At 63.6% G+C, this 16,327-nt stretch carries 15 protein-coding genes; 7 read left to right on the top strand and 8 right to left on the bottom strand.

What is annotated here, in order from left to right:
- Positions 1-34: 34 nt before the first annotated feature.
- Positions 35-1,354: an ABC transporter substrate-binding protein gene (locus LB536_RS01215; RefSeq protein WP_224589814.1), complete on the bottom strand. Its 1,320-nt coding sequence runs from the start codon at positions 1,352-1,354 to the stop codon at positions 35-37.
- A gap of 168 nt (positions 1,355-1,522) precedes the next feature.
- Between LB536_RS01215 and LB536_RS01210 the strand changes: the two genes are divergently transcribed.
- Together LB536_RS01210 and LB536_RS01205 are read left to right on the top strand one after the other, a co-directional pair.
- Complete coding sequence (locus LB536_RS01210) at positions 1,523-2,308, top strand: IclR family transcriptional regulator (protein ID WP_023771193.1); 786 nt, start codon at positions 1,523-1,525, stop codon at positions 2,306-2,308.
- Positions 2,309-2,373: 65 nt separating this feature from the next.
- Positions 2,374-3,213, top strand: a complete 840-nt coding sequence (locus LB536_RS01205; RefSeq protein ID WP_224589813.1) for an amidohydrolase family protein — start codon at positions 2,374-2,376, stop codon at positions 3,211-3,213.
- A gap of 17 nt (positions 3,214-3,230) precedes the next feature.
- Here LB536_RS01205 and LB536_RS01200 read toward each other — a convergent pair whose 3' ends face one another.
- The 6 genes from LB536_RS01200 to LB536_RS01175 form a co-directional block, all read right to left on the bottom strand.
- Positions 3,231-4,358: an extracellular solute-binding protein gene (locus tag LB536_RS01200; RefSeq protein ID WP_224590073.1), complete on the bottom strand. Its 1,128-nt coding sequence runs from the start codon at positions 4,356-4,358 to the stop codon at positions 3,231-3,233.
- Positions 4,359-4,390: 32 nt separating this feature from the next.
- A complete protein-coding gene (locus LB536_RS01195; RefSeq protein ID WP_224589812.1) occupies positions 4,391-5,551 on the bottom strand; it encodes a CaiB/BaiF CoA transferase family protein in 1,161 nt (386 codons plus the stop codon).
- Between the two features lie 2 nt (positions 5,552-5,553).
- Positions 5,554-6,105 carry a MaoC family dehydratase gene (locus LB536_RS01190; RefSeq protein WP_224589811.1) on the bottom strand — a complete coding sequence of 184 codons (552 nt, stop codon included), beginning with the start codon at positions 6,103-6,105 and terminating at the stop codon, positions 5,554-5,556.
- A gap of 360 nt (positions 6,106-6,465) precedes the next feature.
- Positions 6,466-7,458, bottom strand: coding sequence for a Tim44 domain-containing protein (locus LB536_RS01185; RefSeq protein WP_224589810.1), 993 nt, complete (start codon positions 7,456-7,458; stop codon positions 6,466-6,468).
- 72 nt (positions 7,459-7,530) lie between these two features.
- A complete protein-coding gene (locus tag LB536_RS01180) occupies positions 7,531-7,830 on the bottom strand; it encodes a zf-TFIIB domain-containing protein (protein WP_181178436.1) in 300 nt (99 codons plus the stop codon).
- Positions 7,831-8,012: 182 nt separating this feature from the next.
- Positions 8,013-9,002, bottom strand: coding sequence for a zinc-dependent alcohol dehydrogenase family protein (locus tag LB536_RS01175; protein WP_224589809.1), 990 nt, complete (start codon positions 9,000-9,002; stop codon positions 8,013-8,015).
- A gap of 102 nt (positions 9,003-9,104) precedes the next feature.
- Between LB536_RS01175 and LB536_RS01170 the strand changes: the two genes are divergently transcribed.
- The gene (locus tag LB536_RS01170) at positions 9,105-10,007 is read left to right on the top strand and encodes a LysR family transcriptional regulator (RefSeq protein ID WP_224589808.1); all 903 of its coding nucleotides are present in this window, start codon (positions 9,105-9,107) and stop codon (positions 10,005-10,007) included.
- Between the two features lie 94 nt (positions 10,008-10,101).
- On the top strand, positions 10,102-11,748 hold the full coding sequence (locus LB536_RS01165; protein ID WP_224589807.1) for an acetolactate synthase large subunit: 1,647 nt from the start codon (positions 10,102-10,104) through the stop codon (positions 11,746-11,748).
- Between the two features lie 70 nt (positions 11,749-11,818).
- Here LB536_RS01165 and LB536_RS01160 read toward each other — a convergent pair whose 3' ends face one another.
- Positions 11,819-12,466: a GNAT family N-acetyltransferase gene (locus tag LB536_RS01160; protein WP_224589806.1), complete on the bottom strand. Its 648-nt coding sequence runs from the start codon at positions 12,464-12,466 to the stop codon at positions 11,819-11,821.
- Between the two features lie 177 nt (positions 12,467-12,643).
- Between LB536_RS01160 and LB536_RS01155 the strand changes: the two genes are divergently transcribed.
- Genes LB536_RS01155 through LB536_RS01145 form a run of 3 tightly spaced genes read left to right on the top strand, consistent with a single transcriptional unit; the run spans position 12,644 to position 16,314 of the window.
- Positions 12,644-13,945 (top strand): ArgE/DapE family deacylase, encoded by a 1,302-nt coding sequence (locus tag LB536_RS01155; protein ID WP_224589805.1) that lies wholly within the window; start codon positions 12,644-12,646, stop codon positions 13,943-13,945.
- Positions 13,942-15,000 carry a phosphotransferase gene (locus LB536_RS01150; protein ID WP_224589804.1) on the top strand — a complete coding sequence of 353 codons (1,059 nt, stop codon included), beginning with the start codon at positions 13,942-13,944 and terminating at the stop codon, positions 14,998-15,000. The genes LB536_RS01155 and LB536_RS01150 overlap by 4 nt, the downstream gene beginning before the upstream one ends.
- Positions 15,001-16,314, top strand: a complete 1,314-nt coding sequence (locus tag LB536_RS01145) for an aspartate aminotransferase family protein (protein WP_224589803.1) — start codon at positions 15,001-15,003, stop codon at positions 16,312-16,314.
- The last annotated feature ends 13 nt before the right edge of the window (positions 16,315-16,327 follow it).

Genomic DNA, 16,327 nt, shown 5'->3' with positions numbered 1-16,327 from the left:
TTCACAATGGGGGAGGCGGTCTTGGGAACAACGCCTAGAGCTTGCCGGCGTCCTGCAGGATCTGCGTCGCCTTGGCGACGGCTTCATCCAGTGCCTGCTTGGAGGTCTTGTCGCCGAGGATGGCGGCCTGCAGCTCGGGATAGACGGCGTTCGAGATCTCGATCCACTCAGGCGTCTGCGGCACGGCAAAGGCGTGCTTGGCTTCTTCCTGGAAAGCGGAAAGAACCTCTTTCTTGTAAGGATCGTTCGCGGCCTGCTGCAGGTCCCAGTCCCAGACCGCGGTGCGGGTTGGCAGCGGGCCGGCGGCGGCCTCGAGCTTCTGGCTGTCCTCGTTGGTCAGCCACCAGACGAGCGATGCGGCTGCCTCTTTGTTCGGGCAGTTCTCGGTCACCGAGAAGCCATGGAAACCCGACCAGCCGGTGCGTACTCCAGCGGAGCCTTTCGGCGCGACCTTGACGCCGACATTGCCCGCCACCTTCGACGACTTCGGATCGTTGAAGAAGCCGGCCCAGCCCGGCCAGTCCAAATTGATGGCGATGGTGCCCGAGGCAAAGCCCTGGCCGAGATCGTCCCAGAGGTAGTTGGTGGTTCCGGCCGGTACGGCCTTGGCCTTGTAGAGGTTGACGAACCAGTCGAGCGCCCGGATGCCGGCCTCGGAATTGAAGACCGGCCTGCCGTCCTTGTCGAGATATTCGCCGCCCTCGGCGACGACCATTTCATAGAAGCGGCCGTTGATCGCCTCTTCCTTGCCGGCGAATTGCGTGCCGTAGAAATTCGGCGGGTTGGCGAAGAACTCGGCCTGGTCGGTGACTTCCTTCCAGGTGTCCGGCGGCACCAGATCGTAGCCGTATTTGGCCTTGAACTTGGTCTTGTTGTCGGCGTTCTCGTACAGGCTCTTCTGATAGTAGAGCGCCGAGACGTCGAACTGCGCGCGCGGCAGCATCTCCAGCTTGCCGTCAATGGTTGCAGCCTTGATCGTCGAGGGTACGAAGGCGTCGATCTCCGACTTCGGCAGGAGCTTGCTGAGATCGGTATAGAGGCCGGTGTACTGCGGCGCGAAGGAGGAATGGTTCCAGCCGACGCACCAGTTGGTGCTGCCCGAGGCGATATCGGACTTGAGCTCCTTGTCGATGTCAAAGCCGTTCTTCTTGGTCAGGATGTTGACCTTGGCGCCGGTCGCCTTCTCCCATTCGGGTATGCGCTCGTAGAGCTTTTCATATTGCTGGCCGCCGATCAGTTTCACGTCGACGGTCACGCCTTCGAACTTGCCGGGCAGGTCGCCGGCAAGGGCAGCACCCGCACCAAATGCGAGCGCCAATGCACCGGCGGACACGCCGGAAAGCAGTCTGTTCATTGATATCCTCCCTGGGTGCGCCTCGGTGGCGACCGCAACTCGTCCGATGACAAGAAGTGCTACATTCATATACAAACAAAACATTCATGGACACGTCAAGGCGAAATTTGTTTCCGTCGGTCGCGTTCCTGCGTATATGAAGAGCTGAATTCACTGGAGGGATGCCCCATGGACGACAGCGAAGACGAGCGCTATCGCGCGCCGGCGCTCGACAAGGGGCTCGACATCCTCGAATTGCTGGCCGGCGTCGACGGCGGCCTGACCCAGGCGGAAATCGCCAAGAAACTCGACCGCAGCCCTAACGAATTCTACCGCATGCTCGACCGGCTGGTGCGGCGTGGCTATGTCACGCGGCTGGATGGCGACCGTTATTCGCTGACGCTCAAGCTGTTCGGCCTGGCGCAATTGCACGCACCGGTGCGCAGGTTGGTTTCCTATGCCACGCCGCTGATGCGCGAGCTGGCCGAGACTTCGCAGCAGGCCAATCAACTCGTTGTTTTTGATCGCGGTTCTGCTGTCGTGATCGGCCAGCAGGAGGCGCCGAACTATTGGGGGATTTCGATCCGGGTCGGCTCGCATATCAGCCTGTTCGACACCGGTTCAGGCCATGTCCTGCTCGCCTTTCGTTCGCCGGAAGAGCGGCAGATGATGATTTCCGAACATGTCCGCAGCACCGACAAGACCGCGCAGCCGGCCGAGTTCTTCGCCCGTCTCGACCAGATCCGCGACCGCGGCTACGAGATGATGGCTTCCATGCAGACCGCGGGCGTCTTCAACCTTTCCGCCCCGGTGCGTGGTTCCGACGGCAAGGCCATCGCGGCTCTGTCGATCCCCTACATCACCGTGGTCAACGCTCCGTCCGCGCCCGATATCACCCGAACCATCGAGTTGCTGTTGGCAACCTGTGAAAAGCTGTCGCACCTGGCCGGGTCGGCTGTCGGTTCATCAGCGTGAATTCTTATTTGAATGAAGAATTCCCCCGTGAGATGATCTAGTAAAGCTACCGGAGGAGCCTCGCCATGATCATCGACACCCATTTGCATCTCATCGATCGCTCGGCGCTGCGCTATCCCTGGCTTGCGGGAGTGCCGGCGCTGAACCGCGATTTCTCCTACGAGGAATATGCGGTGGAGGCCCAGCGTGTCGGCGTCGGACGTGTGCTGCATATGGAGGTCGATGTCGACCCGACCGACATCGAGGCGGAGACCGCACGTGTGGAGGGCCTGGCGCGGCAAGCGGGCAGCATGCTCACCGGGGCGATTGCACCTTGCCGTCCCGAAGAGGCGGATTTCCCGGCCTATCTTGAACGCCAGCGGGCAAATCCCTTCGTCAAGGGCTTTCGCCGTGTCCTCCACGTCGTGCCGGACGATCTTTCGGAAGGCGCATTGTTCCGCGAGAACATCAAACGGCTTGGCGGCACTGGCCTGACCTTCGATCTTGTCGTGCTGCCGCACCAGATCCCGAGGGCGATTGCGCTCGCCGATCTGGCGCCCGACGTGCAGTTCGTGCTCGACCATTGCGGTGTCCCCGATATCAAGGGCGGGGCCGAGCATCCGTGGCGCGAACATATGAGCGAGATCGCGCGGCGTCCGAACGTGATGGCCAAGATTTCCGGCGTGGTCGCCTATGCAGACCCCGGCAGTTGGACCGTCGAGACGCTGCGGCCTTACGTCGAACACACCATCAATTCATTCGGCTGGGACCGTGTCGTCTGGGGCAGCGATTGGCCGGTCTGCACGCTTGGTGGCGGTCTCTCGACCTGGGTGGCGGCGACACATGCGCTGCTTTCGGGCTGCAGCATTGCGGAGCGCGACAGCCTGCTGTCGGGCAATGCCCGCAAGCTATGGCGGCTGAAATAAGACCCAGGCCAGGTCCCTCAGGTGATGTTGGTTACCTGGGTACTGGCCCGAAACAGGCTGATGAGATCGGCGACGACCTGGCCGGCTGGGTGGCCGGAGGCCAGGCCGGAATTGATGCGGTCGGACGCCGCCTGCTGGAATGCCATGTAGCCGTCATGGCGCGGCCGCACCCAAGCCCCCTCAAGCGTCGCGCGCGTGTCCCGATAGAAGTCACCGGTCGCTTCATTGACCATCTGGTCTTCCCAGGCAGCCGCATGGCCCGGCTGGCCGCCGGCGGCGGCGTAGCTGCCGCGCTGGACATCGCCGCTGGCGACCCAATAGGCGAAATCGATCGCCGCGTCTTTCGCCTTGGAAAAGGCCGAGACCGCAATGCCGGTGCCGCCGAGCGCCGAGCCGATCGGGCCATTGGAACCAATGATCGGGATATCGGCAAAGGCCAGCCTGTTCGCGCGAAAACCCGACGCCGCATAAGAGACATAGCCATAGATCAGCGGCGCGCAGACAATGCGGGAACCGGCCTCGGCCATGCGCTCCGAAATGGCGATCGGGTCCATGTCGAAGCAGGTGGGGTCGACCAGCGCCGCGATCTCTCGCATCGTCTCGAAGACTTCGCAGCCCGTCTCGACGTCGATGAGATCGCCCGACGGATCGATCGCGCAGGGATGCCCGAGATTGCCGGCCAGCGTATAGAAGGTCATCAGCGAGTGGGGTGGCCGCAGCGGCAGCAGCACGCGGCCCTGCCGGGCGAGATCAAGCACCTCGCCCCACGTCGCCGCCGGCGCATCGAGCGCGTCCGGCCGCCAGGCCTGCACTTGGGCCGCCGCGTCTATCGGAAACGCCCATTGCCGGCCCTGCCAGGCGTAACTCGGATAGGACTGGCCGACGCTGCCCGAGGCAAGCGCGGCGCGCTCCGCCTCGCGGCCGGCGACGTCGAGAGGCTCGAGACAGCGCTCCGCCGTGACCTGGCCGACATGCGGATGATCGATGACGATAAGGTCATAGGCCCGCGCCAACTCCTCGATCGGGAAGGATTCGAAATCCTGCAGCGAACGCTTGTCCCATTCGACGACAACGCCGGTTTTCTGCTGCCACAGAGATGAACACGCGACCATCGGATCGTAGCCGCGCGGGTGGCTCCAGGTCATGCCCCTGAGTGCGGGCTTAAGGAAGCGCGTGGTCACAAGCCGAACTCCGCGCGGATTTTCGCACTGTGCTCGCCGATGCGCGGCGCCGCGCGGTCGACCTTGGCTCTGATCCCATCGACCCGGAGCGGCGAACTGGTGGTCAGGATCGAGACATCGTCCTCACGCGTCACCGTCTGCAGCATGTCGAGCGACTGAAAACCTTCGCTTGCCAGCATCTCGGGCCAGTTCAACACCTTCGCGCACCAGATGTCAGCGGGCTCGAGAATGGCAAGCCATTCGTCGATGGTTTTCGTTGCAATCCTCTGGGCGATGATCGCCTTGATGTCGTCGCGCGCGGTGAACCACGATGCCGGCTTGTCGCGGTAGGGCGCCAGTTCATCGAGCGACAAAAGGTCGGCGAGCTTTGGGATCGGCGTCATGGCGATGGCGAGATAGCCGTCCTTGGCTGGATAGACGCCGTAAGGCGCCGAGAGATAGGCATGCGCGCTGCGGAAACTCGAGCGTCGCGGCAAGCGGCGGCCGTCATTGAGATGCGTGGTCAGCACCTCGAACTGGAAGTCGACCAGCGCTTCCAGAAGGCTGGTCTCGATATGGCTACCCTGGCCGGTGATGCCGCGCCGCACCAGTGCCGCCAGGATGCCTTGCGCGCAGGCGGCACCCGCCAGCATGTCGCCGATGGCGAGCCCGAACGGCACCGGCCCCTGGTCTTCGTCGCCGTTCAGCCACATCACGCCGGAGCGCGACTGCGCCAGCAGGTCCTGGCCGGGACGCTTGACCCACGGGCCTTCCTCGCCATAGCCGCTGATCGAGGCATAGACCAGGCGCTGATTGATCTGGCGGACGGCTTCGTAGTCGAGGCCAAGCCGCTCGATGACACCCGGCCGGAAATTCTGGATCAGCACATCGGCCTTGACCAGAAGGCCGCGCAATGCCTTGAGATCGGCCTCGTTCTTCAAGTCGATGGCGAGGCTTTCCTTGGCCCGGTTAATGGCGTGGAAGATGGTGGAATCGCCGCCGATCTCGGTGTCGCTGAGATAGAGCTGACGCGACAGGTCGCCTCCATCCGGACGCTCGATCTTGATGACGCGGGCGCCGAGATCGAGCAGTCTCAGCGAACAATAGGGCCCGGACAGGAACTGGCTCATGTCTACGACGACGAGGCCGGCAAGCGGCAATTCGGCGGCTGCCGGCATTTCTATTTCTCCGTCTTGCCGATGAAATCGGCAGGGTTGCGGTACTTCACCGTTTGCAGGTGTTCGCAATAAAGCACCAACTCGCCTTCGCCCTTGAATACCTCGTAGCTGGCGCGGATCAGTCCCATCTCCTTGTAGCGAGGCTTTTTGTCGAGGTTGGAACGGATCGAATAGATCGTGTCGCCAATGAAGACAGGCTTTATAAAGCGCAGCTTGTCATAGCCATAGGAAAAGGCGTTGACGCAGTTGGTGGCGACAAGTCCCAGCCCAGCCGAAAAAACGAACGCGCCGGCGATCAGCCTCTTGCCGAAAATGCCTTCGCTCTCGGCAAACATCTGGTCCTGCACGTAAGGATGGATATCGAGCACCAGCGTGTTGAAGAGGTGGCTGTCGCCTTCCGCCATGGTGCGTCGCAAGGAGCGGATCTTGTGGCCGACCGGCCAGTCCTCGTAGAACCAGTTCTCGGCGTTCCATACCGGCAGGGCGGCATGATCCGCAGGCATGTTCCTGGGATGCGTCGAGGCAACGCCGACGGTCGGTGCGAAATCGTTCATGGCTCAATCCACCGGTCTCGCGAGAGCGCCCGGGCAACCCTTCGAGCACGCATCGAAGCGCCTGATTGCACGATGTCTCCTCCCGCCAATCTTCTTTTGTAAATACTATTTTCACATATGGGATTGCGTTGCAAGCAAGGACGGGCGAAATTTTGACCGGTTTTTGCGCGCGGAAGCGCGCGCAGGGCAGGAGGAAATCATGCGCGGTGTCGGGAATGCGTGTCTCGTGTTTGTCGGCAGCCTGAACCGGGAGGCGCCTTATTTTTAGGACGCCCGCGGTGTCGGTCTCCGCCATCGGGATCGGCACGCCGATGTGCGTCCAGATCGTGAGTTGGCCGTCAGCAGGTAAACTCGCCAGGCTCAGGCCTCTTGTATCGCCGAGAGCTTCCAGTTCGAGCCGTTCTGACGCGTGAATGTCCACAACTCGGTCGTCTCGGTAGGATGGTCCTGGTCGCCCTCGACGACCTTGCCGCTCGCCCGTTCGCGCATCACGTCGCGAGACTCGTAGCGCAACGCGGCCGTCGCGTAGTCGCGGTCATCCTCGCGCCAGCTTTCCGCGATGTCGGCCTGCAGCAGGGTGACATCGGACACTTCGTTCCTGAGACCTTTCTGGGCATTGTCGGCCAGTTCTTCCGACAGATAGGACACCATCTCGGCCGTCACCGACCGGCGCAGGGCGGCATGGTCCTCGCGGCCGAATGCTTCCTGGACCTCGGTCAACAGCTGTTGGAAGGCGTCGAGGTCGGCCTGGGCCAGCGTTATCTCTTCGGAGCGGGTGGCCTCATGGCCTCCGCCCGAACCGCCGCCAAAACCGGGAATTGTGAAGGAGCCCGCGGTTCCTGTCTCCTGCTTTGCCGTTGCGCGGTTCTCGAACCGTGAAGCCTGGGCATTGCCCACGCCGGCGAGCGCGGGCGCGGGACCTCGCGCGGATTGCGACCGGAAGAACCTGATGGCCAGCATGATCGCGCCACCGATGAGCAGCGCCTGCAGCAGGAAGCCGAACATGCCCGCGAGGCCGCCGAAACCATGGCCCACGAGCAGGCCGATCAGGCCGCCGAGCAGCAGGCCGCGCATCATCGTTCCGCCGAAGCCGCTCATGAAGCCGGGCCTCTGCAGGCCGGCCTGCGGCTGCCGGGCCGCATTGTTCACGCCGGTGTTCGGTGTCATCGAACGCTCGACCGGCGCGGTCGGCGCCGGCGCGGTCCTGGTCGGCGGTGCCGACTGGAAGGTGCGTGTACCACGACTGCCGAAACTGCCGCCGCGCCGCGCCTCGGCATGATCGATCGCGACCATGGAGAATGCTAGGAACAGTCCGGCGAGGAGGGCGGCAATTCGGCTTGTGCGGGAAGTCATCGGGGTGACCTTTATCGATGTGGTTTCGGAAATTTCAGCAAAAACGTTGGCCGGGTGGCGGGCCTCATGCGGTCAATCGAACAGCTCTTCGAAGAATGATTTCTTCCGCTTCGGATAGCGTTGGCCATGCGAGCGGGAATAGTCGTCATCGCGGTCCCGGCCATCGCGCGGCTGCGAGAACGCTGCCGGCTGCGCTTGTGGCGCGGGCGACGCATCCCTGCTGGAACGCTCGATGATCTTGTCGAGTTCGCCTCGATCGAGCCAGACACCACGGCACTGCGGACAGTAGTCGATCTCGATCCCCTGGCGTTCGCTCATCACGAGCGCGACGCGGCAGGAGGGGCAAACCATACCAAGGAGAGATGTCATCAGGGGCTCCTAACCAGAAAGGAAATGAGCCCGCTTGACCGAAAGGATGGAAACGGGCCCGTTGAAGCGGTCCGACATCACGGTCGCCAAAAGCGACAGTCAGAGGGGCCCGGCCCGCACACGGGAGTTAGGCATGCGGCACGGCGCCTTCAAGGGGCAATGTTGCCCGTGAGAATGATTGCTGCTCAAACCGTCACGACGATCTTGCCGAACTGCTCGTTCGATTCGAGATAGCGATGCGCCTCGACGATCTGGTCGAAGGAAAACGTTCTGTCGACGATCGGCGTGAGCGTGTCGTCCTCGAGGCCTTCGAGGATGAACGCCTTGGCAGCCTCCAACTTCTCCGGATTGCCGGTGATCTCGTGGACGAGATAGCCGCGCAACGTCAGTGTCTTGCCCAACACGGCAGCCAACGGAAACGGCGTCGGGTCGCTGCTGAGGCCGCCATATTCGATGAGAATGCCGCCTTTCGACATGGCCGCCGTCAACGGCTCGAAGATCGGCCCGCCGATCGGATCGAACACGACGCGTACGCCTTGCGGCCCGGCAATCTGGCTCAGTCTTCTCACAAGATACTCTTCCTCGAGGACCACCACATGCGTTGCACCGGCGTCGAGCAGTGCTTGCCTCTTCGCCGACGCCCGCGTCACCGCGATCGTTGTCGCGCCAACCCTGTTGGCGATCTGGATCGCCGCAAGGCCGACGCTGCTGGAGGCGGCGGTGATGACGACGAAGTCTTGTCCACCCAGCTTGGCGATCTCGACCAACGCACCATAGGCGGTGAGGTACGGCATCCAGATCGCCGCCGCAGTTTGCCAGTCGAGGGACGCCGGGTGTTTGACGATAAGCCTGGCGGGAAAGGTGACAAGCTCGCCGTAAGCCGGCCAGCGAACCATCGATTGCGGCGGGATGACACTGACGGCGTCGCCGGGGGTCAGCCCGGTCACGCCTTCGCCGATTGTCTCGATGACGCCTGCCGCTTCCAGCCCGAGCCCGGAGGGCAGGGTGGGTGTCTCGATATAGTTGCCCGCGCGCAGCAGCGCCTCGGCGCGGTTAAGGCCGAATGCCTTGACGCGGATTTGAACCTCACCATGGCCCGGCGGAGGAAGATCGACCTCCTCGATGCGCAGGACCTCGGGACCACCATGCTGGTGGAAGCGGACGATACGGGTCATTTTGCTCACTCCAAATTATCTGAACCGAATGAGCTATGAGGCGAAGCCTTTTGGCGATAAATGGCTGTTTAGATTGTGCACTAGAAACCAAGAGTTTCGAAAATGGATAGGCTTGAAAGCATGGCCGTGTTCGTCAGGGCCGTTGATCTCGGCTCGTTCGCGGCGGCGGCCACCGTGCTCGATCTATCCGGACCGATGGTCGGCAAGCATGTCCGGTTTCTTGAGGACAGGCTTGGCGTGCGTCTCATCAACCGGACCACGCGCCGCCAGAGCCTGACCGATTTCGGCCGCGCCTATTATGAGCGGTGTCGGCTGGTGCTGGCCGAGGCCGAGGCCGCCGATGCGCTTGCCGCCGATCAGCTCTCGCAACCGCGGGGAAAATTGCGCGTCACCATGCCGGCGCATTTCGGCCGCCACTGCGTGACCCCCGTATTGCTGCAACTGGCGCGGCGGTATCCGACGCTGGAACTCGACCTGTCGCTGAGCGACCGCTTCGCCGATCTTGCCGAGGACGGCTACGATCTCGCCATCCGGACCGGCGATCTGGACGACAAGGCCGGCGTGATCGCGCGCCGCGTTGCACGCCAGCACATGGTCGTCTGTGCCGCGCCTTCCTATCTGGAAATTCATGGCGAACCACGGCGGATCGAAGACCTCGCCGATCATCAGGCGATTGTCTACCGCCGGCTCGGCATGATCGTTCAGCCCTGGCTGTTCCCGCGCGAGGAACAAGCTGCGGCCGAGTTCGTCCCAACCGGCCGGCTTCGGCTCGACGATCTCGATGCCATCGCCGATGCCGCCGCCGGCGGTATGGGCCTCGCGTGGCTGCCTCATTGGCTGGTTCGCGAACGAATCCAGGCCGGCGCGCTGGTCGAGCTGTTGTCGGACCGGCCGCGCTATCCCTACGACTGCCACGCGCTATGGCTGGAGACGCCGTATCTGCCGCTCAAGGTCCGGCTGGCCGTCGACGCATTGGCGGCCGCATTGCCGAAAATGATGGCGTGATCGCCAGCAGACGACTTGCGCTCTTTGAGGTGTCGCATTCCGGTGCCATATGAAGGTGGCTGACGGAATGCCAGCATTGCAGGAGAGACGGTTCATGATCAAAGGTTCGGATCTGTTCGTGGCGGCCCTCGAGAACGAAGGAGTCGATCGGATTTTCGGTATTCCGGGCGAGGAAAATCTCGACATTGTCGAATCCATCCGCCGCTCGTCGATCCAGCTGATCCTGACCCGCCACGAGCAGGCGGCCGCCTTCATGGCCGCCACCTATGGAAGGCTTACCGGCAAGCCGGGTGTATGCATCACCACGCTCGGCCCCGGCGCGCTCAATCTGACGACCGGCTCGGCCTATGCGCTGCTCGGCGCGATGCCGATGATCATGATCACCGGACAGAAGGGCATCCTGTCGTCCAGGCAGGCTCGCTTCCAGATCGTCGACATCGTCGCTGCGATGAAGCCGCTGACCAAGCTGTCGCGCCAGATCGTCTCGCCGAAGATGATTCCGTCCTTGGTGCGAGAAGCCTTCCGCGTCGCACAGGAAGAACGCCCCGGCCCTGTGCATCTGGAACTGCCGGAAGATATCGCAGCGGCGGAGTGCGAACCGATTGCCTTGGTGCCGACGCATCCGGTCGAACTGCCCCTGGCCAGCGCTGGCGCGCTCGATCGCGCCGCCCGCATGATCATCGAGGCCAAGCGTCCGCTGCTGATGTTCGGCGCGGCGGCGTCGCGGCCGCGCGTGACCCCCGATGTCGCCCAGTTCGTTCTGCGCACGCAGATACCCTATTTCACCACGCAGATGGGCAAGGGCACGGTGCCCGGCGGCACCGAACTCTACATGGGAACGGCGGCCCTTTCGGAACGCGACTATGTCCACGAGGCCATCGAGCAGGCCGACCTGATCATCACCATCGGCCACGATACGGTCGAGAAACCGCCCTTCATCATGGGCGCGAAGGGACCGAAGGTCATCCATGTCGGCTACCAGACGGCCGATGTCGAGCAGGTCTATTTTCCGCAAGCGGAAATCGTCGGCGATCTCGGTCCGTCGCTGGCGCTGCTGGCCGATCGCGTCGAAGGCAAGATCCCCAACGCGCAGGCCCTGCTGCCGCTGCGCGAAGGCATTTTGAGCCGCATCGCCGCGCGCGCCACCGAAGACCGCTTCACGCCGCAGCGCGTCGTGCACGACGTGCGCGCCGTGATGCCGGCCGACGGCATCCTCGCGCTGGACAACGGCATGTACAAGATCTGGTTCGCGCGCAACTACCGCACGCGCATGGCAAACACGCTGCTGCTCGACAATGCGCTCGCCACCATGGGCGCTGGGCTACCGTCGGCGATGATGGCGGCGCTGCTCTATCCCCAGCGCCGTGTCATGGCCATTTGCGGCGACGGCGGCTTCATGATGAACAGCCAGGAACTGGAGACCGCCGTCAGGCTCGAGCTCAACCTCGTCGTCCTGCTGCTGGAAGACCATGCCTATGGCATGATCCGCTGGAAGCAGGCGGTCGATGAATTTCCCGATTTCGGCATGACCTTCGGCAATCCCGACTTCGTCAAATACGCCGAGGCCTACGGCGCCAGGGGGACTAGGGTCGGCGCGATCGCCGAATTGCGGCCGGCACTGGAACAGGCCTTCACCGGCGGCGGGGTCCACCTCGTGGTCGTGCCGATCGACTATTCCGAAAACACCAGAGTGCTTGTCGACGAATTGCGGGAGCGCCTGCCGGCGCCGCAGGCGAGCTGACGGTTGCCGATATGACGGCTGCGCGGCCAGTGCGGTGTCGCGCGCGTCCTCGCGGGTTGCGACGACGGTCTCATCTGGCGCCGGGCACCCATTCGGTCTCGATCAGCGGGATTTGCGGGGCCGCACCGCGCGGCAGGGTTCCCTTGATCCGCGGATCGTCGGTGATTTCGAACCCGGCGGCGAAGGGTTCAAACCCGCAAGCTCTGTAGAAACCGATGACGCTGTGATGATCGAAGCTGCTGGTGTGCAGCCAGATGCGGCTGGGCTCCAGGCGCCATGCCTGATCGAGTGCGCCAGCCATCAGCCGCTTGCCGAAGCCTCGGCCGGTCAAGGAAGGGAACAGGCCGAAATAGGTGATCTCGATCTCGTTGCTGTCGGTTACCGAGAATTCGACCATGCCGACACGGCCGCCGCTTTCATCGTGGCTGTAATAGAGATGCTGGCGTGGGTCGGCGAAATGCGCCGCGATGTCGCCGTCCGACATTTCGGCGGCGCGGTCCCAGAGCCAGGGTGCGCCGATCTCCAGGAAGACCGCGCGGTAGACGGCGGAGTCGGGCTCGGTGACGCGCGTCATTGCCAGGGGTTGGCCGAGACCCTGCACCGGCGCGCGCGCCTCCATCCACGTCACCGCATTGACGATCTTGCCGGCCGGCACACGCCGGTAGCCGGACGCGAGGTCGGTGATTTCATCCGGCAATGTGCCTTCGGTGACTTGCATCTGTCCTCGATCATCCGCCGCGCAGCCTTGCCGGCAGTCAAGAAGCTGATGCCAACTCTGCGACCGCCTGCCAAGAGGCTCCAGGGGTGGGCCACGATTTTGGCCCGCCTGTGTTGTTGCCTTTTCGGGAAATGGCATATGAGATATGATACATCATTCTTGGGAAAGCGGAATATCATGCCTGAGCGAATTGCGGATGAGGCCATCTTGCGGGCGGTCGACGATGGCTTCGACAGCCAGCTTGTCTTCCTGGCCGATCTCGTGCGCTTTCCCTCCCAACGCGGCGAGGAGCACGCCGCGCAATCCTTCATGGCGGCTGCTTATGAAGCCAATGGCTATGCGGTCGATATGTGGCGTGTCGATGTCGATGCTATCCGCGACCTGCCCGGATTTTCGCCCGTCGCGGTGTCCTACGATGACGCCTTCAACGTCGTCGCCACCCATACGCCGAAAAACGCCACCGGCCGCTCGCTGATCCTCAACGGCCATATCGACGTGGTGCCGACGGGGCCGCTCGACCGCTGGGTGCGAGACCCCTACGATCCCGCGATCGAGGATGGCTGGATGCATGGCCGCGGCGCCGGCGACATGAAGGCCGGCCTGTCGGCCTGCCTCTATGCGCTGGCCGCATTGCGCGGCCTCGGCTATCAGCCGGCGGCGAAAGTATTCCTGCAGTCGGTCGTAGAGGAGGAGTGCACCGGCAATGGCGCGCTCGCTTGCCTGCAGCGTGGCTACCGCGCCGATGCCGCCTTCATTCCCGAGCCGCTGGAGCCAAGGCTGATGCGGGCACAGGTCGGGCCGATCTGGTTCAGGGTCGAGGTCGACGGCGATCCGCAGCACGCGTCGGGCGCCTTTTCCGCCGGCGCCAATGCCATCGAGAAGGCCTTCCTCATCATCCAGGCGCTGAAGCAGCTCGAAATCGTCTGGAACGCGCGCAAGGTCGATGATCCGCATTTCTGCGATCATCCGCACCCGATCCGTTTCAACCTCGGCAAGATCGAAGGCGGCGAATGGACATCGAGCGTACCGGCGCGCTGTGTCTTCGAGATGCGGGTCGCGACCTATCCCGGCCAGAAGCCGGAGGATGCCAGGGCCGAACTCGAGGCCTGCATCGCCGATGCGGCGCGCGCCGATCCGTTTCTCACCAATCGCCCGCCCAGAATGACCTATAACGGCTTCATGGCCGAGGGCTATGTGCTGGAAGGCGCCGACGAGATGGAAGCCGTACTGCGGCGCAGCCACACCGCCGTGTGGGGTGAGCCGCTGACCGAGCATGTCACCTCGGCCACCACCGATGCCCGCTTCTTCGGCCTCTATGCCGACACGCCGGCGATCGTCTACGGCCCGATCTGCCGCATGCCGCATGGCTATGACGAGGCCGTCGATCTCGACTCTGTTCGCAAGGTCACCCAGACCATCGCGCTCTTCATCGCCGACTGGTGCGGTCTCGAGCCCATCGATCCCGAGGTCGGGCCATGAACGCGGCCGTGTCGGATGCCTTCGGCGACACGCTCGCCGAGGATGCGCCTGATGTTTCGATCGCCGAGGCGCTTGGCCTGTTGCGCCTGCACTACGGGCTCACCGGCAGCGTGCGCCCGCTGCCGGGTGAACGCGATCACAACTTCCATATCAAGACCGAAGGCGAGGGCGACTTCGTACTGAAGGTCTCGCATCCGGCGGAAGAGGCCGGCTTCACCGATTTCCAGAACAAGGCGCTCGACCACATTCTGACGGTCGACCCGGCCTTGCCCGTTCCCTCGGTGCGCAAGAGCCTCGAAGGCGAAGCGCAGTTTATGGTCGGCGTCGGCGGATCGGCGCCGCGCATCATCAGGCTGGTTACCTATCTGCCCGGCCAGCTGCTTTCGCGCTCGCCTACGTCAGCGGCGCAGGATCGCAATCTCGGCATCTTCCTCGCCCGGCTTGGCCGGGCACTGCGCGGCTTCTTCCACCCGGCCGCCGGCAGCGACCTACTTTGGGACATCCGCAAGGTCGCCAAGACACGGCCGATGCTGGCGTATATCGCCGACGCCGGCCATCGCGCCATGGTCGAGCGCGTCATCGACGCTTTCGAGGAACATGCGGCGCCGGTCATCCCCGGGCTGCGCGCGCAGATCGTCCATAACGACATGAATTCCTACAATGTGGTGATGGATGCCGCGCGGCCGGAAGTGGTCGGCGGCATCCTCGATTTCGGCGACATGATCCATTCGCCGCTGATCTGCGATCTCGCTATCGGTGCCGTCTATCGCTGGCCGGCCGAAAGTCATCCGCTGGCGCCTGCGGCACGCTTCGTCGCCGGTTATCAATCGGTGCAGCCGCTCGAGATCGAAGAGCTTGGCATTCTCTTCCACCTCATTCGTGCCCGGCTTGCGCTCATCGCCAACATCGCCAGCTGGCAGGCCGAGCGGTTTCCGGCCAAACGCGACTATGTCTTGCGCCTCATCACCGAGGTCTGGGCCTCGCTCGAACGGCTGGACGGGCTGTCGTCCGCTGAAGCCCGCCGCTATTTCCTCGACCATTCCAAGCCGGAGTAGATGCCCGTGTCCCAGTCCTCGCCCGCAAGTGCCTCCGCCGATGCCGGCCTGTCGCAATCCGAGCGCGCGCTGCTCGAACGCCGCGCCAGGTTGCTCGGGCCGACCTATCGCGCCTTCTACCGCAATCCGATTCATCTGGTGCGTGGCAGCGGTGTCTGGCTCTACGATGCGCACGGCCGAAAATTCCTCGATGCCTACAACAACGTCGCTTCGGTCGGACACTGCCATCCGCGCGTCGTCGAGGCGCTTTCGGGACAGGCCGCCACGCTCAACACGCACACGCGCTATCTCAGCGAGATCATCCTCGACTACGCGGAAAAGCTTCTCGGCACGCTTCCATCCCATCTCGGCCACGCCATGTTCACCTGCACCGGCAGCGAGGCCAACGACCTCGCCATCCGCATCGCCCAGCACTCCAGCGGCAACACCGGCGTGATCATCACCGATTTCGCCTATCACGGCGCCACCATCGCGACGGCGCAGCTGTCGCCGGCGGCGGTCGGGGCCAAGGGCGTGCCGGCGCAGCATCGCACCGTGGCTGCGCCGGACACGTTCCGCGACGGCGGCCGCGCCGCCCATGATTTCGCCGGAAATGTCGCCGCCGCCATCGAGGACATGCGCGCGCAAAACATCCGTCCGGCGGCGCTGCTTCTCGATTCCGCCTTTTCCAGTGACGGCATCTTTTTCCCCGATGCTTCTGTCATGCACGAGGCGGCCGATCACGTCAGAAAGGCCGGCGGCATCGTCATCGCCGACGAGGTCCAGTCCGGTTTCGGCCGGCTAGGCCAGGGCATGTGGGGTTTTGCCAATTACGGCCTCGAGCCTGACATCGTCACCATGGGCAAGCCGATCGGCGATGGACATCCAATGGGTGCGGTGATCGTGCGGCCGCAACTGGTGAGCTCGTTCGGCTCGAACACCGGCTACTTCAACACCTTCGGCGGCAATCCGGTGGCGGCCGCCGTCGGCATCGCCGTGCTCGAGGTGATTGAGGGCGAGGGGCTGATCGAGAACGCGCGGACGGTCGGCGCCTATACCGGAGAACTGCTGGATGCCTTGAAAAGCCGGCACGGCATGGTCGCCGATGTCAGGCACAGTGGCCTCTATTTCGGCGTTGAGCTGACGGCGGAGGATGGGGCCACCGCCGCCGCCAAGACTTCATCCGTCGTCGAAGCCATGCGCGAGGACAGCGTGCTGATTTCGTCCTGCGGTCCGCGCGGCAATGTGCTGAAGATCAGGCCACCGCTGCCCTTTGCCAGGGACAATGCCGAGCAACTGGCCGAGACGCTCGACCGCGCACTGTCGAAATGGTGAGCCGAGCAGGCGC

The organism is Mesorhizobium sp. ES1-3 (assembly GCF_020164795.1).
Lineage (GTDB): Bacteria > Pseudomonadota > Alphaproteobacteria > Rhizobiales > Rhizobiaceae > Mesorhizobium.
This window is presented reverse-complemented; position numbering and strand designations above follow the sequence as displayed.